The organism is Tenacibaculum holothuriorum, assembly GCF_002120225.1.
GTDB classification, from domain to species: Bacteria; Bacteroidota; Bacteroidia; order Flavobacteriales; family Flavobacteriaceae; genus Polaribacter; species Polaribacter holothuriorum.
This window is the reverse complement of sequence record NZ_LAPZ01000007.1, coordinates 171,923-196,757: the sequence shown is the minus strand read 5'-3', so window position 1 is coordinate 196,757 and position 24,835 is coordinate 171,923. Positions and strand designations below refer to the sequence as shown.

Annotated in this window: 24 protein-coding genes; 14 read left to right on the top strand and 10 right to left on the bottom strand. The window is 31.2% G+C overall.

Features of this window, described 5'->3' with window-relative positions; genetic code table 11:
- The 6 genes from ligA to WH52_RS10080 form a co-directional block, all read right to left on the bottom strand.
- Positions 1 to 2,196: an NAD-dependent DNA ligase LigA gene (gene ligA / locus WH52_RS10105; protein ID WP_233131548.1), complete on the bottom strand. Its 2,196-nt coding sequence runs from the start codon at positions 2,194 to 2,196 to the stop codon at positions 1 to 3.
- Between the two features lie 48 nt (positions 2,197 to 2,244).
- Entirely contained in the window at positions 2,245 to 2,748 is a 504-nt protein-coding gene (locus WH52_RS10100) for a hypothetical protein (RefSeq protein ID WP_086030824.1), read from the bottom strand.
- Between the two features lies 1 nt (position 2,749).
- Positions 2,750 to 3,331: a DinB family protein gene (locus tag WH52_RS10095; protein WP_086030823.1), complete on the bottom strand. Its 582-nt coding sequence runs from the start codon at positions 3,329 to 3,331 to the stop codon at positions 2,750 to 2,752.
- Between the two features lie 137 nt (positions 3,332 to 3,468).
- Positions 3,469 to 3,861: a hypothetical protein gene (locus tag WH52_RS10090; protein ID WP_086030822.1), complete on the bottom strand. Its 393-nt coding sequence runs from the start codon at positions 3,859 to 3,861 to the stop codon at positions 3,469 to 3,471.
- Positions 3,862 to 3,958: 97 nt separating this feature from the next.
- Positions 3,959 to 5,401, bottom strand: a complete 1,443-nt coding sequence (locus WH52_RS10085) for a glyceraldehyde-3-phosphate dehydrogenase (protein ID WP_086030821.1) — start codon at positions 5,399 to 5,401, stop codon at positions 3,959 to 3,961.
- 134 nt (positions 5,402 to 5,535) lie between these two features.
- The gene (locus tag WH52_RS10080) at positions 5,536 to 6,918 is read right to left on the bottom strand and encodes a trypsin-like peptidase domain-containing protein (protein WP_086030820.1); all 1,383 of its coding nucleotides are present in this window, start codon (positions 6,916 to 6,918) and stop codon (positions 5,536 to 5,538) included.
- Between the two features lie 132 nt (positions 6,919 to 7,050).
- Between WH52_RS10080 and dapF the strand changes: the two genes are divergently transcribed.
- The 4 genes from dapF (at position 7,051) to WH52_RS10060 (ending at position 10,176) form a co-directional block, all read left to right on the top strand.
- Positions 7,051 to 7,827, top strand: a complete 777-nt coding sequence (gene dapF, locus WH52_RS10075) for a diaminopimelate epimerase (RefSeq protein ID WP_086030819.1) — start codon at positions 7,051 to 7,053, stop codon at positions 7,825 to 7,827.
- Positions 7,827 to 8,357, top strand: coding sequence for a GNAT family N-acetyltransferase (locus WH52_RS10070; protein WP_086030818.1), 531 nt, complete (start codon positions 7,827 to 7,829; stop codon positions 8,355 to 8,357). Before dapF ends, WH52_RS10070 begins: the two co-directional genes overlap by 1 nt.
- 1 nt (position 8,358) lies before the next feature.
- Positions 8,359 to 9,390: an endolytic transglycosylase MltG gene (gene mltG / locus WH52_RS10065; RefSeq protein WP_086030817.1), complete on the top strand. Its 1,032-nt coding sequence runs from the start codon at positions 8,359 to 8,361 to the stop codon at positions 9,388 to 9,390.
- Between the two features lie 294 nt (positions 9,391 to 9,684).
- Positions 9,685 to 10,176, top strand: coding sequence for a peptidoglycan-binding protein LysM (locus WH52_RS10060; RefSeq protein ID WP_394335050.1), 492 nt, complete (start codon positions 9,685 to 9,687; stop codon positions 10,174 to 10,176).
- A 46-nt stretch (positions 10,177 to 10,222) separates the two neighbouring features.
- Here WH52_RS10060 and WH52_RS10055 read toward each other — a convergent pair whose 3' ends face one another.
- From WH52_RS10055 to dnaA, 3 genes are read right to left on the bottom strand one after another with little or no spacing between them, the layout of a single operon-like run.
- Complete coding sequence (locus WH52_RS10055; protein ID WP_086030815.1) at positions 10,223 to 10,927, bottom strand: SAM-dependent methyltransferase; 705 nt, start codon at positions 10,925 to 10,927, stop codon at positions 10,223 to 10,225.
- 6 nt (positions 10,928 to 10,933) lie between these two features.
- A complete protein-coding gene (locus WH52_RS10050; protein WP_233131546.1) occupies positions 10,934 to 11,377 on the bottom strand; it encodes a low molecular weight protein-tyrosine-phosphatase in 444 nt (147 codons plus the stop codon).
- 10 nt (positions 11,378 to 11,387) lie between these two features.
- A complete protein-coding gene (gene dnaA / locus WH52_RS10045; protein ID WP_086030814.1) occupies positions 11,388 to 12,812 on the bottom strand; it encodes a chromosomal replication initiator protein DnaA in 1,425 nt (474 codons plus the stop codon).
- A gap of 174 nt (positions 12,813 to 12,986) precedes the next feature.
- Between dnaA and WH52_RS10040 the strand changes: the two genes are divergently transcribed.
- From WH52_RS10040 to WH52_RS10015, 6 genes are all read left to right on the top strand, one after another.
- The gene (locus WH52_RS10040; RefSeq protein WP_086030813.1) at positions 12,987 to 13,400 is read left to right on the top strand and encodes an acyl-CoA thioesterase; all 414 of its coding nucleotides are present in this window, start codon (positions 12,987 to 12,989) and stop codon (positions 13,398 to 13,400) included.
- A 39-nt stretch (positions 13,401 to 13,439) separates the two neighbouring features.
- Positions 13,440 to 14,012 carry a cob(I)yrinic acid a,c-diamide adenosyltransferase gene (locus WH52_RS10035; RefSeq protein ID WP_086030812.1) on the top strand — a complete coding sequence of 191 codons (573 nt, stop codon included), beginning with the start codon at positions 13,440 to 13,442 and terminating at the stop codon, positions 14,010 to 14,012.
- Between the two features lie 102 nt (positions 14,013 to 14,114).
- The gene (locus WH52_RS10030) at positions 14,115 to 14,336 is read left to right on the top strand and encodes a DUF2795 domain-containing protein (RefSeq protein ID WP_047789198.1); all 222 of its coding nucleotides are present in this window, start codon (positions 14,115 to 14,117) and stop codon (positions 14,334 to 14,336) included.
- A 123-nt stretch (positions 14,337 to 14,459) separates the two neighbouring features.
- Positions 14,460 to 17,813: a preprotein translocase subunit SecA gene (gene secA / locus WH52_RS10025; protein ID WP_086030811.1), complete on the top strand. Its 3,354-nt coding sequence runs from the start codon at positions 14,460 to 14,462 to the stop codon at positions 17,811 to 17,813.
- A gap of 169 nt (positions 17,814 to 17,982) precedes the next feature.
- Complete coding sequence (locus tag WH52_RS10020) at positions 17,983 to 18,861, top strand: UDP-2,3-diacylglucosamine diphosphatase (protein WP_086030810.1); 879 nt, start codon at positions 17,983 to 17,985, stop codon at positions 18,859 to 18,861.
- A gap of 22 nt (positions 18,862 to 18,883) precedes the next feature.
- Entirely contained in the window at positions 18,884 to 19,897 is a 1,014-nt protein-coding gene (locus WH52_RS10015) for a glycosyltransferase family protein (RefSeq protein WP_086030908.1), read from the top strand.
- Here the strand turns inward: WH52_RS10015 and ung are convergent.
- Positions 19,884 to 20,549 carry a uracil-DNA glycosylase gene (gene ung / locus WH52_RS10010; RefSeq protein WP_086030809.1) on the bottom strand — a complete coding sequence of 222 codons (666 nt, stop codon included), beginning with the start codon at positions 20,547 to 20,549 and terminating at the stop codon, positions 19,884 to 19,886. The two genes, WH52_RS10015 and ung, sit on opposite strands and share 14 nt — an antisense overlap.
- Before the next feature lie 66 nt (positions 20,550 to 20,615).
- Here ung and WH52_RS10005 point away from each other — a divergent pair, with 66 nt between their 5' ends.
- The 4 genes from WH52_RS10005 (at position 20,616) to WH52_RS09990 (ending at position 24,829) form a co-directional block, all read left to right on the top strand.
- Positions 20,616 to 22,817 carry an endonuclease MutS2 gene (locus WH52_RS10005; protein WP_233131545.1) on the top strand — a complete coding sequence of 734 codons (2,202 nt, stop codon included), beginning with the start codon at positions 20,616 to 20,618 and terminating at the stop codon, positions 22,815 to 22,817.
- Between the two features lie 89 nt (positions 22,818 to 22,906).
- Entirely contained in the window at positions 22,907 to 23,851 is a 945-nt protein-coding gene (locus WH52_RS10000) for an OmpA family protein (RefSeq protein ID WP_086030807.1), read from the top strand.
- A gap of 22 nt (positions 23,852 to 23,873) precedes the next feature.
- The gene (locus WH52_RS09995; RefSeq protein ID WP_143592135.1) at positions 23,874 to 24,365 is read left to right on the top strand and encodes a hypothetical protein; all 492 of its coding nucleotides are present in this window, start codon (positions 23,874 to 23,876) and stop codon (positions 24,363 to 24,365) included.
- A 56-nt stretch (positions 24,366 to 24,421) separates the two neighbouring features.
- On the top strand, positions 24,422 to 24,829 hold the full coding sequence (locus tag WH52_RS09990) for a lipocalin family protein (RefSeq protein WP_086030805.1): 408 nt from the start codon (positions 24,422 to 24,424) through the stop codon (positions 24,827 to 24,829).
- The last annotated feature ends 6 nt before the right edge of the window (positions 24,830 to 24,835 follow it).

The window sequence follows — 24,835 nt, the reverse complement described above, 5'->3', positions numbered from 1 at the left end:
CTAACTAATCATATCAATAAAATCTTGTTCAGAAATAATTGGAATTTCTAAACTCTCTGCTTTTGCTAATTTACTTGGCCCCATATTATCTCCTGCAACCACATAATTTGTCTTTTTTGATATGGATGAACTTACCTTAGCGCCATTATCTTCAATAGCTTTCTTTAACTCATTTCTACTCATTTGGTGAAATACCCCTGAAACTACAAATACTTTTCCCGCTAGTTTATCCGATTGGTTTTCTAAACTTTCAGCGGAAACTTCTAATTGAATTCCATAAGATTTTAATCTATCTATTAACTGAATATTCCCTAAGTCATTGGAAAAATCGATAATACTTTGTGCAATTCTATCCCCTATTTCGTCAACAGCAACTAAGGTTTCAAAATTGGCAGTCATTAGATTATCAATTGACTTAAAATGTTTAGCTAGTTTTTTTGCTACAGTTTCTCCTACAAATCGAATTCCTAAAGCATATAGTACTTTTTCAAACGGAATTTCCTTCGATTTTTCAATACCATTAATCATATTTTGAGCTGATTTCTCTGCCATTCTTTCTAAAGGAATAATTTGCTCAATTGTTAACTCATATAAATCGGCATAATTTTGAATTAAACCTTCTTTACGTAATAAATCAACTGTCTCTCCTCCCAATCCATCAATATCCATTGCTTTTCTTGATATAAAATGCTGGATACGACCTGTAATTTGAGGCGCACAACCGAATTCGTTAGGACAATAATGTTTCGCATCTCCTTCTTTTCTTACTAATTCTGTATTACATTCAGGACAATGCGTTGCATATTGTGTTGGTTCAGAATTTTCTGAACGTTTTGTGAAATCTACTGCTATGATTTTAGGAATAATTTCTCCACCTTTTTCAACAAAAACAGTATCGTTAATTCGAATATCTAATTTTTCAATTTGATCTGCATTGTGTAAAGAAGCTCTTTTTACAACCGTCCCCGCTAAATGTACAGGCTCTAAATTTGCTACGGGAGTAATAGCTCCTGTACGACCAACTTGATAGGTAATGTCATTTAGTTTGGTAGAAACTTGTTCTGCTTTAAACTTGTAAGCAATTGCCCAACGAGGCGCTTTTGAAGTAAATCCTAATTCGTCTTGTTGCTGAAATGAATTCACTTTAATTACAACTCCATCGGTTTCATAAGGTAAGTCATGGCGTTTTGTATCCCACTCGTTTACAAACGCAAAAACTTCTTCAATAGATTTTGCTAAAACGATTGTTTTTGGAACTTTGAAACCAACCTTACGAGCCGCTTCTAAACTTTCAAAATGTGATGCGTATTTACGCTCATCAGTAACCAATTGATACAACAAACAATCTAAAGGTCTTTTTGTCACCTCACCACTATCTTGTAACTTTAAACTTCCACTAGCAGTATTTCGTGGATTTTTATATGGTTCTTCTCCATTCGCTACGCGTTCTTCATTCATCTTTTCAAAACCATCTAACGGAAGAATAATTTCTCCACGCATCTCAAAATTGGCAACAAAATCACCATTAGGCACTAAAGGAATTGATTTTATCGTACGAATATTCGTTGTTACTTCATCTCCTTGAAAACCATCTCCTCTGGTAACTGCTCTAACAAACTCACCATTTTCATACGTTAAATTGATGGAAGCTCCATCGTACTTTAACTCACAAGTATATGCTATTTCTGATGTTCCTAATATCTTTTGAATGCGCTTTTCCCAATCTAACAAATCTTCTTTAGAATAGGAATTATCTAAAGAATACATTCTGTTTTTATGAGTAATGGTTTCAAAATGTTTACGGGATGAACTTTCATTTGACTTAAAGCCTGAATTCCTATTTGGATTTACTCCTACAGTTCTTGTTGGTGTGTTTTTAGTTTTATCTTCAAAAATCTCTTCTAAACACCTTAAATACTTAAGTGTTAAATCGTAGACATAATCAGAAATTAGGCTTACCCCTCTTTCATAATAATTATAATTATGCTCTTTTAAACTATTCCTAACACCAAGTATAATAATTTTTGCTTTCTCTTCAGTAATTTTATTTTTTTCAAATATTTCTATGATAGTATTTTTATACCTATCATTAGTTTTTTTGTTTTTAAAAAATATTGGAACATTCGTCTGAAATAAATCACCATCTACTTTGTATTTTTTAATACTTTCAATTACTACACTATCAAAATCTTTCATTTATAAAATTTTACCAACATATTTCAATTAAAAATAACTGAAATTGAACTAATTAATTTTATTTTTTGGATCAAAAATCCCCAATGCCATTTCTAAATCTATGGTTGTTTGTACTCCTTCTAAAATTTGAACTGAATCTTTTTGCTGAATAATAGCTCCATAGATTAAATCTTTGTTATATCGATCTATTAAAGTAGTATCATTTTCCGAATTGATTAACGCTACTATTCGTTGAGTTACAAAATATATTTTACGTTTATCTTTTTGAGTTTTGTAAAACTCGTTTGCATAATATTCTGCATCAGAAGCCACTTCTTCTATCCCCTCTTCTCCTTTTAGTTTTTCATTAAAATATTCTTTAGAAGGTTGCAAAAACAACACACAATCATCCTTTGCATAAAACACATCTTTAGGAAAAGAAGCAAACTTATCTTCTACTTGTTTAACAACTTCTTTCTTAACCTCTTCTGATTCCTTATTCTTTTTCTCTTCTGGCTTGCAAGACCAAAACGACAGCAATAATATTGTGAAGACTATATATAAAGTTCTCATCTTACCTTCTTACTTTACCTGTTAAAAAGCTTGGTCCTTTAGGTAATGGATTTCCTGCTGAACGACGAAAAGAGACTAACTGTCCACAATGCCAAATTGCATCTGCAATTGGTCCGTTAAGTTGATTCCAAAAAGGATATTCTGCTACCTCACCATTTCTTCTCTTAATTTTCATTACATACTTAGATAAATCATTTGATTTTCTAAGAATATCACTTGTCTTTTTAAAATTTTCTAACGTTAATTTTCTCATTTCAGCAAATGTTAATGATCCTTCATCTGGAAAACTCATTTCAATTCCTTCCACTGCACTTAATGTCATTATCGATAATACTAAAATATGATCTACGGTATCGAAAGTTGATCTTCCTTTTTCACTTGGTTTAAATTGTAAGTCTTTTTCTGTTAAGCCTTCGGTAGCCCAATAATATCTAAAACCTAATCCGTCAACCATTCTACTAGCAACTGTACCTGCAGTATACTCTTTTGGCGCTTCGGGAATTTCATAATATGGAAGTTTGTTTTGTGAATTTACAGTTGACATAATAACGAATGATAGTATAAAGGTTAGTAAAGATTTCATTTGTTTGTTTTAAGAAGTATTATAATATCTGCTAATTTAATAAAAAGCTTTAGTTAAATATGGTCTCAACAAAACACTTTTCAACAAAAAAAACCGAAGTAAAAACTTCGGTTTAAATTTTAATATGTTGTAACAAATTATTTTGTAAGCTTCATTGTGTAGGCTAAATCTCCTTCTGAAGCCACAACTAATAATTGCTTTTTGTTTAAGGTTTTAATTTTAAAACCTGCAGCTAAATTTTCGCTATCTTGAAATTGAATTGCCTTTTCATTTTCATCGAATTTCCAATTTCCTTTTTGCTCATTTTCGCTCATCATAATTTCATACTTTCCATCTGCATGAAAAACCATCCAACTATTTCCTTTAGAAAATTCTTGGGTTTCTTCACCAATTTGAACAGACTCTAAAAACCATTTACCAGAAGTAAGAAAATCTACTTCATTAATTTCTTGTGCGTAAGTTACTGTTGAGATTAATAATAACGAGAAGATAGAAAATACCTTCACAAAAAGTGTAAGTACTTTTTTCATAATTAGGGGGTGTTTAGGGGTTTACGAATCAAAAATAGCAAAAAAGCCGAAACATTCAAATGTTTCGGCTTTAATTGTATTAATTTCTTAACCTATGTTAATAATACGTATAACGACGAACTTTAGCAATATGTTTTGCTAAACGCATTACTTGGTGAGAATACCCGTATTCATTATCATACCATACATAAATTACAATTGTATTTCCGTCGGCAATTGTAGCTTTACTATCAAAGATTGAAGGTGCAGTTGTACCTACAATATCAGAAGAAACTAATTCATTACTTAATGAATATTGAATTTGCTCTACTAAGTCTCCTTCTAATGCATATTTTTTCATAATTGCATTGATAGATTCTACAGTAGCATCTTTATGTAACTGTAAATTTAAGATTGCTAAAGAACCATTTGGTACTGGTACACGAATAGCACTAGAGGTTAATTTACCTTCTAAAGCTGGTAATGCTTTTGAAACTGCTTTTCCTGCTCCTGTTTCAGTAATTACCATGTTTAATGCAGCAGCTCTACCTCTACGGTATTTTTTATGCATATTATCAACTAAATTCTGATCGTTTGTATATGCATGAATTGTTTCTAAGTGTCCTTTCTTAATTCCGAAGTTATCTTCTAAAACTTTTAATACAGGAGTAATTGCATTGGTTGTACAAGATGCAGCAGAGAAAATATCGATATTATCTGGGTTATTCTCTAAATGATTTACTCCATGTACAATATTAGGAATTCCTTTTCCTGGTGCAGTTAATAATACTTTACTTGATCCGTTTGGAACTAAGTGACGACTTAATGCTTCTTTATCCCTAAACGCTCCTGTATTATCTATAATTAACGCATCGTTAATTCCGTATTTAGTATAATCGATATCTTCTGGTTGCGCAGCAGAAATCATATATACTGTTGTTCCGTTAATAATTAACGCGTTATTTTCTTCATCTACTTGAACTGTTCCTAAGAAATCTCCATGAACAGAATCGATACTTAATAAAGAAGCTCTTTTTTCTAAAACATCTTTATCTATTTTACCACGAGTAACAACAGCTCTTAAACGTAATTGAGAACCTTTACCCATTTTACTACTTAACTCACGAGCTAATAAACGACCAATACGACCAAAACCGTATAATACCACATCTTTAGGTTCAAAGTTGGTAGCTTCAGTAGCATCTTTTAATTGATTTTTTACAAACTCAACTTTATCACCACAAGAATCTTCATTTAAATGGCATTCGTAAGCTAACTTACCAATGTCTAATTTAGAAGCTGGTAAATCAATAGACTGAATTGCTCTTGCAATTTCTAAAGCATCTTGAATAGAAATAGGTTTTGCAACAAACTCACCTGCATAATTTATTAAGTTTAAAACTTCACTTGCTCTTTTATCTACAAGTTGATTTCTAAACAATACTAATTCGATTGATTTATCGTACCATAAATCGTTCACGATATTAATAAACTCTGTAGTTGCTCTTCTTATTTGAGCTTGATTAACTACTTCTTTTTCGTAATTTGTTATTGTTGACATAGTTGTGTGTTAACTAAAATTTTAAAATTTTGGTGCAAAAGTAGTTATTTCAAACGATTTCGTAAATGATTTGTAAAAGAAAAATCTCATCAAAATTTGATGAGATTTTCTATAACTAACATATGTAAACTATTCTAGTATCTAAATCTTTCTAATTGACCTGATGGACTAATCATTTCTAATATAAGTCTTTTATTATAGTTGTTATCCAATACCTGTACTGCTTCTGCCGCTGAATTAACCTTTTGCCCATTTACTTTTGTTAAAATATAACCTTCTCCTACTTCAAATTCTTTAAATATTGGGTTTGCAGTCCTTTTGATCTTTGCTCCTCCAGTAATATTAAACTTCTTTTTATCTTTTGAATTTAAATCTTCAAATTCAGTATTTAATCTCGAACTAATTGGTAAAACAACTCTTTTTGTAAGAGCTACGGTTTTTATCATCTCTTCACCATCTCTATCGATTGTTACATCAATTAACTCTCCTGGTCTTTTAGCTTTTAACTGTCCTTTTAAGTCTGAAAATTTTCTAATTTCAACATTATTAACTCCTGTTATAATATCTCCTTCTCTTAAACCTGCTTTAGATGCTCCACTTTCAGAATCTATCGATGCGATTTTTACACCTTTAATTTCATCTTGATTTTTTAACTCTGGCACAAAACCTATTAAAGCTTCTTGTACAGAACCATATTCTAATAAGTCATCAATAATTTTTTTAGCAATATTAGATGGTACTGCAAATGAATATCCTATAAAAGAACCTGTTCTTGAAGATATTGCTGTGTTAATTCCTATTAACTCACCTCTTGTATTTACTAATGCTCCTCCACTATTCCCTGGATTTACAGCTGCATCTGTTTGAATAAATGAATCGATATTGGTTCCATTTCCTTCTAAATCTCGTCCTTTAGCACTTACAATTCCTGCAGTTACAGTTGATGTTAAGTTGTATGGGTTTCCAACAGCTAATACCCACTCACCTATTTTAGCATTATCAGAGTTACCAAAAGGTAAATTTGGTAAAGCTCCATCTACATCTATTTTTAGTAACGCAATATCATTACTTTCATCAGCACCGATTAATTCTGCTTTAACCTTTTTTCTATTATTTAAAGTAATTTCAATATCTACTGCATCTTTAATCACGTGGTTATTGGTAACTATGTAACCATCTGGTGAAATAATTACTCCACTTCCTGTACCAACTTGTTTTCTTTCACGCGTACCGTTTCCTCCAAAAAAGAAACTATACGGGTCTTGCTGAGTACGAACTGCTGTATTTTTTACGTGCACTACAGCATTTACAGTTTTCTCTGCTGCTTCTGTAAAATTAGTTGGTAACGCTTCTGTGTTACTCACCATAGCAGGTGAATAATTTGCCTTAACTGTTTGTAATGTTGGTTGACTTGTAGTTTCTACTACCACTGGTTTTTCAATCAACATTTTATATCCTCCAAGTGTAAAAACACCTCCTAAAATAGCTATACTTAATAATCCAAATATTTTCTTCATATTCATCAATAATTTAGTAGTTCAAATATACAATTTTAACATTTCAAAGAATTCTGTTTAACTTCCATTTAACAGATTTTAACCCCTATTTAACAGTCATATTTACCACATTAAATTCTTAACTTTGCCCTTATGAATTTGAGCTTTTACAAATACCAAGGAACAGGAAATGATTTTATTATAGTTGATAATAGAGCAAAAACCTTTCCAAAAAACAATACCGAATTAATTAACAAACTCTGTAATCGTTATTTTGGTATTGGTGCAGATGGATTTATTCTTTTAGAAGAAGATAATGTTACCGATTTTAAAATGGTATATTACAATGCCGATGGTAACGAAAGTTCAATGTGTGGTAATGGCGGACGCTGTATTGTAGCTTTTGCTCATTCTTTAGGTTTATTTGAAAAGAACACTACTTTTAATGCTATTGATGGCTTACATCACGCTTCAATAATAGGCAACGAAGTTTCTTTACAAATGATAAATGTAAATTCTGTTGAAATTCATAGTAACTATGTTTTTACCAATACAGGATCTCCACATCATGTTCAACTGGTCGAAGATTTGAATAATTTTCCTGTTTTTTCTGAAGGAAAAAAAATTAGAAATGATGTTTATGGAACCAAAGGAAGCAATGTTAATTTTGTTGAACAAGTAAGCGAAAATACTTTTAAAGTAAGAACATACGAACGAGGTGTAGAAGATGAAACTCTTGCTTGTGGTACTGGAGTTACCGCTGTTGCTATTGCTATGTATGAAACAAAAAAAACAGATAGCAATAACATTACTCTACCTGTTAAAGGAGGTACATTAGAAGTTTCTTTTTCTAAAGAAGGAAGCGTTTATAAAAACGTATTTTTAAAAGGTCCTGCAACTTTTGTTTTTAAAGGAGAAATAGAAATTTAATGCAAACATTAAAAGGTAACCATATCAATTTACGTGCTTTAGAGCCTGAAGATTTAGATTTTCTTTTTCAAATTGAAAACAATGAAAACTTTTGGGAGGTTAGCCATACACAACAACCTTTTTCTAAATACACGTTAAAACTATACTTAGAAACTGCTCATTTAGATGTTTACGAAACCAAACAACTTCGTTTAGTTATAGAATCGAACTCTAACAATTCTCCTATCGGAATGATTGATATATTTGATTTCAACCCAAGACATAAACGTGCAGGAATTGGAATTTTAATTCACCCCGACTATCAAAATAATGGATATGCTTCAGAAGCTTTATCTTTATTAATTAAATATTCTTTTACATATTTGCAACTACATCAATTGTATGCAAATATTACTGAAGACAATTTTTATAGTATTCAATTGTTTAAAAAGTTAAATTTTGAACAAGTAGGTATTAAAAAAGATTGGAACTCAACAATTAACGGATTTAAAAACGAAATTCTTTTTCAACTCATAAACCCCACCCCTTAAAATGAACAAAAAGATTATATACGGAGCTATAGGTGCAATAGCATTAATTTTAATTACTGTCGGCTACAGCTTTTACTCAAAAATTTATGGTTCGGCTGTAAAACAAGATGCTACGGTTTTTATCAAATCAAATTCTGATTTAGAAACCATTCAAAAAAACATTGCTCCTTTTGTAAATAATCCTGATAACTTTCATTGGGTAGCTCAAAAGAAGAAGTTTACAAAATCTAAAGGCGGAAAATTCCAAATTAAAAAAGGAATGAGTATGAACGATTTGGTAAATCTATTCAGAAGTGGAAAACAAAAAACTGTAAAAGTTTCTTTCAACAATCAAGACACTTTAGAAAAGTTAGCCAAAAGAATATCTCAGCAAATAGAAGCAGATTCAACTTCTTTAATTCAATCAATGAAGAATAGTGTTTTTTTAAAGAACAATAATTTCACAGAAACTTCTGCTTTAGGTATGTATATTCCGAATAGTTATGAATTTTATTGGAATACTTCTGCTGATAAGTTTAGAGACAAAATGTTGAGAGAATACAAAAAGTTTTGGAATACTTCTCGAATAGAAAAAGCAAAAAAACAAAACTTAACTCCACAAGAAGTAATTACCCTTGCCTCTATTGTTCATAAAGAAACTGTTCAAAAAAACGAAAGACCTACAGTAGCAGGGTTGTATTTAAATAGATTAAGAAACAAATGGCCTTTAGAAGCTGATCCAACTATCATTTATGCAAAACAACAACAAAATAAAGACATGGTAATTAAACGTGTTTTGTTTAAATATATAGATGAAACAAAAGATTCACCATACAATACTTATAAACATAGAGGATTACCTCCTACACTAATTGCAATGCCCGATATTTCTGCAATTGATGCGGTATTAAATCCTCAAAAACATAACTACTTTTTTATGTGCGCAAGCATTGATAATATTGGTTTTCATGAGTTTACACATTCATTAGCACAGCACAATCGTAACGCTGCAAAATACCAACGTTGGATTAGTCAAAGAGGAATTAGAAAATAATTTTTAACAAAATTTTATTCTCAATCATTTCAACCTCTTATTAATAAATCATCAATTATTTCTAAAAATAGTTGATGAACTTACAATTTTAAACACGTTTTTTTCCTTTATTAACAAAAAGAAAAACACCCTAATCATTTGTAAATTAGGTTTTTAACATAAAAACATTATATCTTTGCAGTGCTAAACAGAAAGATTATTGTTATTAGAAATTTAATTTTTGTAATCGTTTGTTTTATCACATTGACAAGTTTTACGACAACGCCAAGTGAAGAAAACAAAAAAGCTAAACCTATAACGGTTTTAAACAACACAAAATTAAACTTCCCCTATTTACAAAATGATTTTGTTGGTTTTAAAGAAGCTTTAGCTTTTAAAGAATCTCAAGGAAGGTACTCTATAGTAAACAAACTAGGATATCTTGGTAAGTACCAATTTGGCAAAAGTACTTTAAAGAGATTTAGGATTTACAACACTCAAAACTTTTTAAAAGATCCTGAGTTACAAGAAAAAGCCTTTATAGCGCTTTGTAAGGTTAACAAATGGATTTTAAGAAAAGACATTAGAAGAAGTGTAGGGAAAACCATTAATGGTGTTAAAATTACTGAATCGGGTATTTTGGCAGCAGCACACTTAAGCGGTGCTGGTAATGTAAAAAAATACTTAAGATCAAATGGTAGTTTTAAATTTAAAGACGCATTTGGAACCTCTATAGAGTCTTATATGAAAAAATTTGCTGGTTATGATGTTGCTAACATCAAAGCAAACAAAAAACCAGTAGTTTAGATTAATTAATGTTATTAAAAAAGCACCGAGATTTCGGTGCTTTTTTTTATTTATGAATAATAAATATGGTAGGTCTTTTATGTAAATCGGTTTTTGTTTTCTTCCAATCTTTTACAGACAATGTTTTTATATATTCAGAAGGAAGCGTAATATCACACGCAACACATATTCTTGTTTCTTGAGATAGAGTAGCTCGTAAATCGTCTAACATTTTTTCATTCCTATACGGCGTTTCAATAAAAATTTGTGATTGATTCTTTTCTCTTGAAAGTCTCTCAAGCTCTTTTATTGCTTTTTTTCTGTCTGACTTATCAATAGGAAGATATCCGTTAAATGCAAAATTTTGTCCATTCATTCCAGAAGCCATCATTGCCATTAAGATAGACGATGGCCCAACCAATGGTACTACTTGTATTCCTTTTTGATGTGCCAACTTAACAATACTAGCTCCAGGATCTGCCACTGCAGGAACCCCTGCTTCAGACAATAAACCAACCGATATATCTTCATCGCATATATCTAAATAATTTTGAGTTTCAAATTCATCAGAATATTTATCTAACAACCTTAATTGTAAAGAAGGTTGAGATTTTGAAGGCGTAATTCTTTTAATAAAACGTCTTGCAGATTTTTCATTTTCAACAATAAAAAAATCTAAATGCTCAACTACTTTTTTAACTGATAATGGCATTACCTCTAAAGGTTCTGTATCTCCTAAAGTTGTGGGAATTAAATAGAGTTTTCCTCTCATGGGGGCTTATATTTTTGAAGCTATTACACTACAAGCTTCGTCTAACATTCGGTATACATTTTCAAATCCCATTTCTCCTCCATAATACGGATCTGGGACATTTCTATCTTCTTCAGGATGTGATTCATTAAGAATCATCTTTACCTTCTCCTTTTCTTCTTCTGTACTTGCTAACGATAAAATATCAATATAATTACTCTCATCCATGGCGTAGATTAAATCAAACTCCTGAAAATCTTTTCTTCTGAATTTTCTAGAACGTTGATTTGTAATATCTATTCCATATTTATGAGCAACTGCAATTGAACGTTTATCTGGTAATTCACCTTCATGATATCCTGATGTTCCAGCAGAATCCACAATTACATCACTAGAAACTTTTGATTGTAAAATACCTTCGGCCAATGGCGAACGACAAATATTCCCCAAACAAACCATTAGTATTTTCATTTATCTTATTTTATAAGGTTAATTTCTTTAGTAAGTCGTCAACGTACTTTCTAAATTGCTTATCAGTTTCAGTCAAGTTATCAACCGTTTTACAAGCATGTAAAACAGTAGCATGATCTCTTTGCCCTATTTGACTACCAATACTTGCTAACGATGATTTTGTTAATCGCTTAGCAAAGTACATTGCCAACTGACGCGCTTGTACAATATGACGTTTTCTTGTTTTAGATTGAAGTGTAGCCACATCCATATCAAAGTATTTAGAAACTACTTTTTGAATGTATTCTATCGAAACTTCTTTCTTAGTGTTCTTAACGAATTTATCTACAATTTGTTTTGCTAACTCAATTGTAAATTCTTTTCTATTAAAAGAAGCTTGAGCAATCATAGAAATAATAACACCTTCTAACTCACGAACATTCGATTTAATATTCTTAGCGATGTATTCTACAATTTCTTCTGGCATTTCCACCCCATCTCTAAATAACTTATTTTGAAGTATCGAAATACGAGTTTCATAATCTGGAGCTTGCAACTCTGCCGATAACCCCCATTTAAAACGAGATAATAAACGCTGTTCAATATCTTGCATATCAACAGGCGCTTTATCAGAAGTTAAAATTACCTGTTTTCCATTTTGATGTAAATGGTTAAAAATATGGAAGAACACATCCTGCGTACCAGCTTTACCAGATAAAAATTGAACATCATCAATAATTAACACATCAATCATTTGATAAAAATGAATAAAATCATTTCTAGTATTTGACTTTACAGAATCAATGAACTGTTGTGTAAACTTTTCTGATGAAATATATAAAACTGTCTTGTCTGGATATTTATCTTTAATCTCAACACCAATTGCATGTGCCAAGTGCGTTTTTCCTAAACCTACTCCACCATAAATTAATAACGGATTAAAAGATGTTCCTCCTGGTTTGTTAGCTACTGCCATACTTGCCGAACGCGCTAACCTGTTAGAATCTCCTTCAACAAAATTTGCAAAATTGTAATTCGGATTTAACTGAGATTCAATTTTTACTTTTTGCAATCCAGGAATTATAAAAGGATTTTTTAATTCTCTTTTAGACTCTATTGGAACCGATACCTTTTGCGGTTTTAATGGATTACGATTTGAACTAGGTATTTTAACCGTTTGCGGACTGTTACTACTATACGTATTTTCCATACGTACATCATAAATTAACTTTGCATCATTACCTAACTGACGTACCAAAGCTACTCTTAATAACTTAATGTAATGCTCTTCTAACCATTCGTAAAAAAACTTACTAGGAACCTGAATTGTTAAAGCCTCCCCAGATAATTTTATCGGCTTAATAGGCTCAAACCAAGTCTTATAGGCTTGCGGCTTAATATTGTCTTTAATAAAAGACAAGCATTCCATCCAAACTGTTTCTGCAGTCTTAGTCATTTAGTGTAATAAAGGTTAAAAAAATTAGTAAAATCTGATTTTTTTGGGGGATGCCATACGTTACCGAATGGACGAACAAAAGTGTGAATAAATTTCAGTAAAAAAAAATTGAAACACTATTGATTATTAATTATTTTTTATGTATCGTTAGCCTAAATTTTAACTTAAAAAAATTTGCGAAAACACAAAACTACAATTAGAGTTAGATATGCCGAAACCGATCAAATGGGGGTTGTATATCACGGAAATTATGCACAATATTTTGAAATAGGGCGTACCGAATGGCTACGTTCTATGGGCATCACGTACAAATATATGGAAAATTCGGGTACAATGCTGCCAGTTATTTCTTTAAACTGTAATTTTAAGAAATCGGCACTTTATGACGATGAATTAACAATTACTACCAGCTTAAAAAAAACACCTAGTGTTAAGATAGAATTTGACTATGAAATAACTAATCAGAATAACGAAATAATATGCATCGGAAATACGGTTTTGGCATTCATTAATATGGAAAACAACAAACCTACTAGATGCCCAAATTATATTTTAGAAAAATTAAAGCAACACAATTATATCGAGTAATTAAATCTGTATATTTAAAAACAACAATTAAATAATCAAATGAAGATATATACCAAAACTGGTGACAAAGGAACTACAGCTCTTTTTGGTGGAACTAGAGTCCCAAAACATCATTTAAGAATAGAAAGCTACGGAACTGTCGACGAATTAAATTCTTATATCGGTTTAATTAGAGATCAAAAAATTGATGAGCTTTCTAAACAAGCCTTGATTAAAATTCAACACGATTTGTTCACATTAGGAGCTATGTTAGCAACTCCACCCGAGAAAGAAACTTTAAAAAGTGGTAAAGAACGCTTAAATATTCCAAAAATAAATGACGATTCAATAGAGTTCTTAGAAAATGAAATTGATACTATGAATGCTACCTTGCCTCAAATGACACACTTTGTTTTACCTGGTGGTCACTCAACAGTGTCATTCTGTCATATAGCGCGTTGTGTTTGCCGTAGAGCTGAGCGTTTATCAGTAGCTTTAAACGAAGACGAAGAAATTAACAACAATGTTTTAATGTATTTAAACCGACTTTCTGACTACCTTTTTGTGTTGGCACGAAAGTTGACCCAAGACTTACAAGCTGAGGAAGTAAAATGGATTCCGGAAAAGCTTTAATAAAGTTCTTTTTTTATTGATTTAGACATTTTTTAAAAAAAACTTGACTTTTTACGAAAAAAATATATTTTTGCGAGAAAATCTTAATAAACAGATAAAGAAATGTATTGGACACTTGAATTAGCATCTTATTTAGCCGATGCACCATGGCCAGCAACCAAAGACGAATTAATTGATTATGCAATTCGTACAGGAGCACCTTTAGAAGTAGTAGAAAACTTACAGGACATTGAAGATGAAGGTGAAGCTTACGATTCAATTATCGAGATTTGGCCTGATTATCCTACAGAAGAGGATTATCTTTGGAACGAAGACGAATACTAAAAACATAAACTAAAAAAAGTCTCATTTTGAGGCTTTTTTTTTGCTTACTTTTAAGCGACATATTACACAAACACAAACCAGCTCATTACCCAAAAGTAATAAGCTGTAAAACAATATTTTACAATGAGCATTTTAAATTCGATTATAAAAATTTTTGTTGGAGACAAACAACAAAAAGACTTAAAATCACTACAACCCATTATAGATAAAGTTAAATCATTCGAAAGTTCACTGAGCAACTTATCAAACGACGAACTTCGAGCGAAAACTATCGAATTTAAATCAAAAGTAAAAGAAGCTACACAACCTTTTGATGATAAAATCACTGCATTAGAAGAAGAAGCAGTAACTGCAGAAATCGACCGTCAAGAAGAAATATTTGCAGAAATCGACAAATTAAAAGATGAAGCTTACGAAGCATCTGAACAAGTATTAAAAGATATTATGCCAGAAGCTTTTGCTGTAGTGAAAGAAACAGCAAAGAGATTTACAACAAACGAAGAGATTGAAGTTACAGCAACTCCTTTCGACAGAGAATTATCTGCAACAAGAGAACATGTAACATTAGAAGATGACAAAGCTTTTTGGGCAAATTCTTGGGATGCTTCTGGAAAAGAAGTTACTTGGGACATGATTCATTATGATGTTCAGTTAATTGGTGGGTCGGTTTTACACCAAGGTAAAATTGCTGAAATGATGACGGGTGAAGGTAAAACATTAGTTTCGACTCTCCCTGTTTACTTAAACGCATTATCTGGTAAAGGTGTTCATGTAGTAACTGTAAACGACTACCTAGCAAAACGTGACCGTGCGTGGATGGCTCCAATTTTTGAATTCCACGGATTATCTACAGACTGTATTGATTATCATCAACCAAACTCAGAAGCTCGTAGAAAAGCATATAACGCAGATATTACTTACGGAACCAATAACGAATTCGGTTTTGATTATTTACGTGATAACATGGCGTCTTCTAAAGAAGATTTAGTACAAAGAGCACCTAACTACGCAATTATTGACGAGGTGGATTCTGTTTTAATTGATGATGCTCGTACACCATTAATCATTTCGGGTCCAATTCCACAAGGAGATCGTCATGAATTTAACGAATTAAAACCTTTAGTTGCTGATTTAGTTTCGTTACAAAACAAATATTTAGTTGGTGTTTTAGCAGAAGCTAAGAAGCTAATTAAAGAAGGAGACACTAAAGAAGGTGGCTTCTTATTATTAAGAGTTTACAGAGGTTTGCCTAAAAACAAAGCTTTAATTAAGTTTTTATCTCAAGAAGGAGTTAAACAAATTCTTCAAAAGACAGAAAACTTCTACATGCAAGACAACAACAAGTTAATGCCAGAAGTTGATGCAGAATTATGGTTTACTATTGAGGAGAAAAACAATCAAATCGATTTAACTGACAAAGGTATTGCTCACTTATCAGAAGTCACTCAAAACAATACTTTCTTCGTTTTACCAGATATTAGTGTAAAAGTTGGAGAAATTGATAGTAGTGATAATACTCCTGAAGAAAAAGCAAATCTTAAAGAAGATTTATATAGAGACTTTAGCGTAAAGAGTGAACGTATTCACACAATGAATCAACTTTTAAAAGCTTATACGGTTTTTGAAAAAGATGTTGAGTACGTTGTGATGGACAACAAGGTAATGATTGTTGATGAGCAAACAGGCCGTATTATGGACGGTCGTCGTTACTCAGACGGATTGCACCAAGCTATTGAAGCTAAAGAAAACGTAAAAATTGAAGATGCTACACAAACATTTGCTACAGTAACACTTCAAAATTACTTTAGAATGTACCGCAAGTTATCTGGTATGACAGGTACAGCGATTACTGAAGCTGGTGAATTCTGGGAAATCTATGAATTAGATGTAGTTGAAATCCCAACAAATCGCCCAATTGCAAGAGATGACAAGCAAGATTTAGTTTATAAAACTACTCGTGAAAAATACAACGCAGTAATTGAAGATATTGTAAAATTAGTAGAAGATGGTAGACCTGTTTTAGTAGGTACTACTTCTGTAGAAATTTCTGAACTTTTAGGTCGTATGCTTAAAATGCGTAAGATTTCTCACAATATCTTAAATGCAAAATTACACAAGAAAGAAGCAGATGTAGTTGCTGAAGCTGGTAAACCAGGACAAGTAACTATTGCAACAAATATGGCTGGTCGTGGTACCGATATTAAATTATCAGACGAAGTAAAGAAAGCTGGTGGTTTAGCAATTATTGGTACAGAACGTCATGATTCTCGTCGTGTAGACCGTCAGTTACGTGGTCGTGCAGGACGTCAAGGAGATGTGGGTTCTTCTCAATTCTACGTAGCTTTAGACGATAACTTAATGCGTTTATTCGGTTCAGAAAGAATTGCAAAAATGATGGATAGAATGGGATTAGAAGAAGGTGAAGTAATTCAGCACTCTATGATTTCTAAATCTATTGAAAGAGCACAGAAAAAGGTTGAAGAAAATAACTTTGGAATTCGTAAGCGCTTATTAGAATATGATGATGTAATGAATGCTCAACGTGAATTTGTATACAAGCGTCGTCGTCATGCTTTAGATGGAAAACGTTTACAAATTGATATTGCAAATATGATTTACGATACTTGCGATTCAATTGTAAAAGAAAACAAACCAACGAACAATTTCCAAAATTTTGAATTTGAATTAATTCGTTTCTCGTCAATGACCTCTCCTATTTCTGAAGAGGAGTTCACAAAATTATCAGATCAAGAAATTGTAGATAAATTATACCCTATAATTACAGAACATTATAAAAAAGATTCTGACAGAAATGCTACACAAGCATTCCCAGTAATTAAAAATGTTTTTGAAAACGAAGGTGATCGTTACGAGCGTATTGTGGTTCCTTTTACCGACGGAACAAAAACATTACAAGTTGTAACAAACTTAAAAGAAGCATATAATTCTGAAGGAAAATCGTTAGTAAATGATTTCGAAAAGAACATTACGTTAGCTATTATTGACGAGAACTGGAAAGATCATTTACGCAAAATGGATGAGTTAAAACAAACCGTTCAAAATGCAACATACGAGCAAAAAGATCCTTTATTAATCTATAAGTTTGAAGCGTTTGAATTATTCCAACAAACGATTGATAAAGTAAATAAAGAAGTTTTATCGTTCTTATTTAAAGGTCAATTACCTGCACAAGACGAATCTCAAATTTCAGAAGCTCGTCAACAACAATCTAGCGAACAATTAGATTATAGCAAAGATGAAGTTCAAAACTCTACACAACAAGCTATTTCTAATGCTCGTAATCAACAAACACAAGAGCAACAAGTTGTTGAAACGATTGTTAGAGAGCAACCAAAAATTGGTCGTAACGAAAAAGTTACTATTAAAAATGTAATGAGTGGTGAAGAAAAAACTGTTAAGTTTAAGCAAGCTATTCCTCTTTTAGAGAAAGGAGAATGGGTGTTATATAACAAATAAAACACTTCACTTACAACAATAAAAAAGCTCAGTATTTACTGGGCTTTTTACTTTTAGATAACAATCTCATTAAATTACCATAAAGTTTTCATCACTAGAACTTCATATTAATTTAAAAAAATAACAACATTCGAGAATTACTTTTGAGAATATCACTTAAGAATTACGAATGAAAAAAAGCCACCGTCGTAAACTAGACATTGTAGTTATTTCAGATGTTCATTTAGGAACCTTTGGTTGTAGAGCTACAGAACTTCACAATTATTTAAAAACCATCAATCCAAAAACACTAATTCTCAACGGAGACATTATAGATATTTGGCAGTTTAACAAACGATATTTTCCGAAACCTCATCTTAAAGTTATAAAATTACTTATGAGTTTTATAACCTCTGGAACTAAAGTGTATTACATCACAGGAAATCACGACGAAACTTTACGTAGATTTAAAGGCTTTCAATTAGGCAGCTTCGAAATCGTTAACAAACTTGTTTTAGATATTGATGGAAAAAAAGCTTGGTTTTTTCACGGAGATGTTTTTGATGTTACCATGCAACACTCAAAATGGATTGCTAAATTAGGCGGATTGGGTTACGACACCTTAATCTTAATTAATTCTGCTGCAAACTGGATTAGTCAAAAACTCGGTTATGGCAGGCTATCTTTCTCCAAAAAAATAAAAAACAGTGTAAAGAGTGCTGTAAAATTTATTAATGATTTTGAAACTACAGCTTCAGAAATTGCCATAAGTAACAACTACGATTATGTGGTTTGTGGTCATATTCATCAACCAGAAATTAAAACTATTGAAACCAATGAGGGGTCAACTACCTACCTTAATTCTGGTGATTGGATTGAAAACCTCACCGCTCTCGAATACGTAGATAAAAAATGGAGTTTGTACGAATACGAAAAAGATAATCTTATTCAAAAAAACTCACTTAAAATCACCGTAAATGATATCGAATTCATACAAGTAGAACGTTCTAACAGCGATTTATTTGAAGATTTACTACAAGAATTCAACATTCTTAAAGCCAATAAATAATTCCCAAAAACAACTTAACCGTATGAAAATTTTATATGCAATTCAAGGTACAGGTAACGGACACGTAAGTAGAGCTATAGAAATTATTCCTTATTTACAGCAAAAATATGAGGTTGACATTTTAATAAGTGGTAACCAATGTGAACTACAATTACCTTTTGAGGTGACCTATAAACTTTACGGATTGAGTTTTATTTTCGGAAAAAAAGGAGGAATTGACTTTATTCAAACTATAAAAAGACTTAAACTTTGGAATCTTTTAGAAGAAATAAAGAATCTACCTATAAAACAGTACGATTTAATAATCAATGATTTTGAACCTGTTTCTGCTTGGGCTGCTAAATTGAAAAATGTTCCTATTATTTCTATGAGTCATCAAAATGCTGTTCTCGATACAAACGCACCTAGCTATGGAAGATTCAAAATAGAACGATTGATATTAAAATACTATGCTCCTGCAAAAAACAAGTTTGGATTTCATTTTAAACCTTACTCTTCTTCAACCTTTACTCCTATTATCAGAAAACAAATTCGATATAGAAATATTACCAACAAAGGACATTACACCGTATATCTACCAGCATACAGTGATAAAAAGATTATTAAAATTCTATCAAACTTCAAAAATGTTAAATGGGAAGTATTTTCAAAACACACTAAAGAGCATATCTACAAAAAGAACATTACTATTAAACCTGTAGACGGAACCGCTTTTATTAAAAGTTTAGCTTCTTCAAGCGGAGTTTTATGTGGAGCAGGTTTTGAAACTCCAGCCGAAGCCTTATTTCTAAGAAAAAAACTCTTAGTGATTCCCATGAAAAATCAATATGAACAACAATGTAATGCTTTGTCTTTACAAGAAATGGGAGTTTTTGTTTTAAAAAAGTTGAATAAAAAACAGCTTCCTAAAATAGCCGAATGGTTAAAAAATGACAATATTATTAAAGTCGAATACTCAGATATTACTGAAAATCTATTAGATGCTATTATCTCTCCTTATTATGACACTAACTACTCACCATCTACCATTGTATAGATGACAATTCTTTCGTTTTTAAAAATTCATTGGTTTGCGAAAAATGTTTATTTCCAAACCAATATCCTCTATTAGCACTTAAAGGAGAAGGATGACCAGAAGTTAATACATGGTGTTTATTCTTATCAATCTTTGCTCCTTTTTTCTTTGCGTAACCTCCCCATAATAAAAACACAACATCTTTTCTTTTTTCAGAAATTTGAGCAATAACAGCATCTGTAAATTGCTCCCAACCTTTCTTTTGGTGACTTCCTGCATTATGCGCTCTAACCGTTAACGTTGCATTTAACAACAATACACCTTGTTTTGCCCAACGAGATAAGTCACCAGAGTCAGGATACGGAATTCCCAAATCAGCTTCAAGTTCTTTAAAAATATTAATTAATGACGGTGGATGCGCAATTTCATCATGAACAGAAAAACACAATCCGTTAGCTTGACCAACCCCATGGTAAGGATCTTGACCAATAATCACCACTTTAACATCTTCAAAATTGCAATAATCAAAAGCAGCAAAAATGTCTTTCCCTTTCGGATAACAAGTATGTTTCTGGTATTCATTCTTAACAAATTCGGCTAAATTTTTAAAGTATGGTTTGTTAAATTCATCATTTAAAATGTTTTTCCAACTATCAGCTATTTTTACTTGCATTGTTATTATTTTTGTTATCCTTTTATGAGAAGATAAAAGTATTATTTTAAATTTATTTTTAGAGAATTGATTTCAGAAAAAACACTTCAAGATTTAGAATTCACAACCGTTTTAGAACAAGTTGCAGAGTTTAGTATTTCTAACTTAGGTAAAGAAAAAGTTCATACTATTTCTCCTATTAGTAATAAGAAAAAGCTATTCTTTGAACTTAATTTAGTTAATGAATATGTAGCTTCTTTTGAAAACGAAAACCGAATTCCAAATCATTATTTCGAAGACATTACTGAAGAAATCAAACGACTAGCAATTGAAAACAGCTTTTTAGAAACCGAAGGCTATTTAAAAATTGCAACAGTAACCGAAACTGTAAATGAATTAAAGAAGTTTCTTAAAAAATTTGAAACCTATTATCCTACTCTTTTTAAACTTAGTGATCAAATTGAATTTACAACAGTTGTTTCAGACGCTATTAAAAAAATAATAACTTCTTATGGTGAAGTTGCCGACAATGCTTCTCCTGTATTAAAACAAATTCGTAAAGATATTGGAAGTGTTCGAGGAAAAATATCTGAAAGCTTTTCTAGAGCATTAAGCAAAAATATAGCAAGTGGTTATTTAGACGACATTAAAGAAACCATTATAGACAATCAACGTGTATTGGCTGTTTTAGCAATGCACCGAAAAAAAGTAAAAGGTAGCTTACTAGGTTCTTCAAAATCTGGTAACATTGTTTACATAGCGCCACAAGCAACGTTAGGTTTTAGTAGAGATTTACAGAATTTATTGTACGAAGAAAAGCAAGAAATTGTAAAAATATTACGAGCACTTGCAGAAGAAATTCGTCCTTTTGTTTCTTTACTAGAAGAGTACTTAGTGTTTTTAACACATTTAGACGTAGTTGCTTCAAAAGCAAAATATGCAAGAGAAATTAATGCGTTACTTCCTAAAATTTCAAAAAACAGAAATGTATTTTTCAAAGATGCTTTTCATCCTGTTTTATGGAGAAAAAACAAAGTACAAGGTATTGAAACAATTCCGCAAACTATTCAACTAAACGACCAACAACAAATTATTGTTATTTCGGGTCCTAATGCTGGTGGAAAAAGTATCACATTAAAAACCATTGGTTTATTACAAGTCATGTTACAAAGCGGAATGCTACTTCCTGTTCATGAACGAAGTGAAACTACCTTATTCAATACCATATTAACTGATATTGGAGACAATCAATCTATAGAAAATCAATTAAGCACCTATAGTTATCGTTTAAAAAACATGCGCCATTTTTTAAGAAAATGTAACGATAACACGCTGTTTTTAATTGATGAATTTGGTACAGGTTCTGATCCTGAATTAGGAGGTGCATTGGCAGAAATATTCCTTGAGGAATTTTACGAGAAAAAAGCTTTTGGAATCATCACTACACATTATGCCAATTTAAAAGTGTTAGCCAATGAATTGGAAAATGTAACAAATGCCAATATGCAATTTGATGAACGTACTTTAGAGCCTCTTTACAAATTATTTATTGGGCAAGCGGGTAGTTCGTTTACTTTTGAAGTTGCTCAGAAAAACGGAATTCCATACAGCTTAATTAATCGAGCTAAAAAACGAGTAGAAACTGAAAAAGTTCGTTTAGATAAAACAATTTCTAAACTTCAAAAAGAACGTAATCGTTTACAAAAAACCTCAGACAATTTAGAAAAGCAAAAGTCTAAAGGTCAGGAACATATTGAAAATTTACAAGAAAAAGAACAAAAATTACAAGATAAACTTTCTGGTTTTCAAGAGTTGTATGACAACAACCAACGTATGCTTTCGTTAGGTAGAACCATTAACGAAATGCTGAATAAATACTTTCAAACAAATAACAAAAAAGAACTGTCTGCTAATTTCTTTAAATGGGCCACTGCAGAAAGAACAAAGCATATAAAAAAGAATCCGCCTAAGAAAAAAACTAAAACTGAAAAGGTTAAAGAAAAGGAACAAGCCAAAAAGCAACAGGAAGCTATTAAAAAAGTAGAAAAAGAAGTTCTTAAAAAAGTAGTTGAAGTTCGTAAAGAAAAACAAAAAGAAGCTGCAAAAATTGCCGAAGCAAAAGCAAACTACATTTTTAAAGTTGGTGATCGTGTTCGTTTAATAGACGGAAATGCAGTAGGAACTATTGACAAAATTGAAAAGAAAAAAGCTTTTATCAACTATGGTTTATTTACTACCGAAGCAGATTTAGTAAAACTTGATTTAGTACAAGCTATAAAAAGGAAATAGTAGTATTTACTTTTGAGCATTCACTTTCAATAGATTAAAAAGTTTTTATATATTTAGGCAACCAAACTTAAAAACTAATTCCCCTAAATATGAGAAACTTTTTAAAAGCTTTTCTCCTCTTTTTGGTATGGGCATTTTTTGCTCAATACTTACATAGTAGCGACAAACAATCTGAAGAAAAATCTTCCACAAAAACTAGTAAAACAAAAACGTTAAATGAGGTTTCTAAAACTTCTGATATTTCAGTTAAGAAAATAGATTCTATTAAAACTGACTCTACATCTGCTGAAAAAAAACGCGCAACTTCACCTAAACCTTTTGAAGAAAATCTTACTCAGCTTAAATTCAAACATAAGTTTGTTACAAATGCTAATAACACGAGAGTAATATTTCCAAAAGAGTTCTTCTATTTCAGAGATTCTATTTTTTCTTTTTTGAATAAAAATCAGCAAAAAGAAATTATTATTACTGCAAAACATCTACCTTCAGAAACTTTACCAGATGGAACTAACTACGGAATAGCAAGAGCCAATTATTTAAAAAATAGATTGGTGAAATATGGAGTAAATCCAAACAGAATAATCACCAAGAGTTCTTCAAGTGATTTTGAATACGATTTAGATGGTTTTCATGCAGACGGAATTACAATTGAACACCGAAATCTAACTAAGGAAAAACTCGATATTATCGAAAAAGAAATTACCAACAAAACACTCTACTCTTACTTTGGAGACAAACATTTTAAAGCAGACAGAACACTATATGCTTACATGCTTGAGATTAAGGACTACTTAAAAAACAATCCGAACAAGACTATAACAATTACAGGACATACCGATAATGTTGGTGATGAAAAAGCTAATGAATGGATTGGTTTAGAACGTGCCAAAAATGTAGCTACTTATTTTACACAACAAGGCATTGACACTTCTAAAATAAAAACAACTTCTAAAGGAGAGAATATTCCTATTGATGATAACACTACTAAAGATGGTAGAGCTAAAAACAGAAGAATTGAAATAACTATTAAATAACAATCCCCTAAACTACTACAACATGTCTTTAATACAACTAACCTTAACTTATAATCTAGAACTCTTTTTATGGATGCTTGGAGCTTTTTTAATTGGTTATTTTTTTGCGATGAGTTACTATAGTAAAAAGAATAATCAGATTAAATCTACCAATACTGAAGAGACTATTATTACAAGCGAACCTACTGAAGAAACTCAAGAAGACTTGCCTCCAGTAATAAGAGCTAAAAAGACTGTTGAAAGAGGAGGTATTGAAATTAAAGAACCTAAATCTTTAAATTTTGATTCCATTGGTACAGCTACGGAAGATGAAAAAGACGACCTAACCAAAATTAAAGGAATAGGAAGTTTTATTGAAGAAAAACTAAACGCAATTGGAATTTACACATACAATCAAATAAGTAATTTAACTGAAAAAGATATTGATACTATTACAGATTTAATTCAGTTTTTCCCTGGAAGAATAGTTAGAGATAATTGGAAAGAGCAAGCTAAAAACTTGTTGAAAAATTAATTATTATAACGTCAGAATATATCTATATATTCGCGGACGAATTAAAAAACCCTACTATGAAAAAGTTCTTATATATAATCGGTATTATTTTAAGCTTAATCTCTTGTACAGACAACCAAGATAATAACACAAAAAAAGATCCTATTATTGGTAAATGGTATCTTTATAGCCAAAATGGAAAAGAAGTTTCAAGTTGCAAAAAAAAGAATACTACAGATTTTTCACCAAGTGGAGAAGCTTATATAGAAACATATTCAAAAAGTAATAATCCATCTTGTCAATTAATAAGTAATTACCAAGGAAATTGGCTTAAGAATCAAGACGGAACATATACCTTAAAAATTAAAGATCAAAATTCTTCTATACCAATTATTGCTATATTTAATTTAGAAAACACAAATACTCTAACTATTATAAATGGGAGTCCGACTGTAGGTGTAAATTCAATCTTAAAAAAAATATAATTTCCC

Excerpts from the sequence above, each read along its gene's own strand:
- mltG (WP_086030817.1), top strand. The coding sequence starts at position 8,359 with ATGAACAAAAAGATTATATACGGAGCTATAGGTGCAATAGCATTAATT.
- WH52_RS10050 (WP_233131546.1), bottom strand. The coding sequence starts at position 11,377 with ATGAAAATACTAATGGTTTGTTTGGGGAATATTTGTCGTTCGCCATTG.
- WH52_RS10085 (WP_086030821.1), bottom strand. The coding sequence starts at position 5,401 with ATGTCAACAATAACAAATTACGAAAAAGAAGTAGTTAATCAAGCTCAA.
- WH52_RS09995 (WP_143592135.1), top strand. The coding sequence starts at position 23,874 with ATGTCTTTAATACAACTAACCTTAACTTATAATCTAGAACTCTTTTTA.
- WH52_RS10080 (WP_086030820.1), bottom strand. The coding sequence starts at position 6,918 with ATGAAGAAAATATTTGGATTATTAAGTATAGCTATTTTAGGAGGTGTT.
- WH52_RS10020 (WP_086030810.1), top strand. The coding sequence starts at position 17,983 with ATGAAAAAAAGCCACCGTCGTAAACTAGACATTGTAGTTATTTCAGAT.
- ung (WP_086030809.1), bottom strand. The coding sequence starts at position 20,549 with ATGCAAGTAAAAATAGCTGATAGTTGGAAAAACATTTTAAATGATGAA.
- WH52_RS10030 (WP_047789198.1), top strand. The coding sequence starts at position 14,115 with ATGTATTGGACACTTGAATTAGCATCTTATTTAGCCGATGCACCATGG.
- WH52_RS10015 (WP_086030908.1), top strand. The coding sequence starts at position 18,884 with ATGAAAATTTTATATGCAATTCAAGGTACAGGTAACGGACACGTAAGT.
- WH52_RS10070 (WP_086030818.1), top strand. The coding sequence starts at position 7,827 with ATGCAAACATTAAAAGGTAACCATATCAATTTACGTGCTTTAGAGCCT.
- WH52_RS10055 (WP_086030815.1), bottom strand. The coding sequence starts at position 10,927 with ATGAGAGGAAAACTCTATTTAATTCCCACAACTTTAGGAGATACAGAA.
- dnaA (WP_086030814.1), bottom strand. The coding sequence starts at position 12,812 with ATGACTAAGACTGCAGAAACAGTTTGGATGGAATGCTTGTCTTTTATT.
- WH52_RS10090 (WP_086030822.1), bottom strand. The coding sequence starts at position 3,861 with ATGAAAAAAGTACTTACACTTTTTGTGAAGGTATTTTCTATCTTCTCG.
- dapF (WP_086030819.1), top strand. The coding sequence starts at position 7,051 with ATGAATTTGAGCTTTTACAAATACCAAGGAACAGGAAATGATTTTATT.
- secA (WP_086030811.1), top strand. The coding sequence starts at position 14,460 with ATGAGCATTTTAAATTCGATTATAAAAATTTTTGTTGGAGACAAACAA.
- ligA (WP_233131548.1), bottom strand. The coding sequence starts at position 2,196 with ATGAAAGATTTTGATAGTGTAGTAATTGAAAGTATTAAAAAATACAAA.
- WH52_RS10095 (WP_086030823.1), bottom strand. The coding sequence starts at position 3,331 with ATGAAATCTTTACTAACCTTTATACTATCATTCGTTATTATGTCAACT.
- WH52_RS09990 (WP_086030805.1), top strand. The coding sequence starts at position 24,422 with ATGAAAAAGTTCTTATATATAATCGGTATTATTTTAAGCTTAATCTCT.
- WH52_RS10000 (WP_086030807.1), top strand. The coding sequence starts at position 22,907 with ATGAGAAACTTTTTAAAAGCTTTTCTCCTCTTTTTGGTATGGGCATTT.
- WH52_RS10100 (WP_086030824.1), bottom strand. The coding sequence starts at position 2,748 with ATGAGAACTTTATATATAGTCTTCACAATATTATTGCTGTCGTTTTGG.
- WH52_RS10035 (WP_086030812.1), top strand. The coding sequence starts at position 13,440 with ATGAAGATATATACCAAAACTGGTGACAAAGGAACTACAGCTCTTTTT.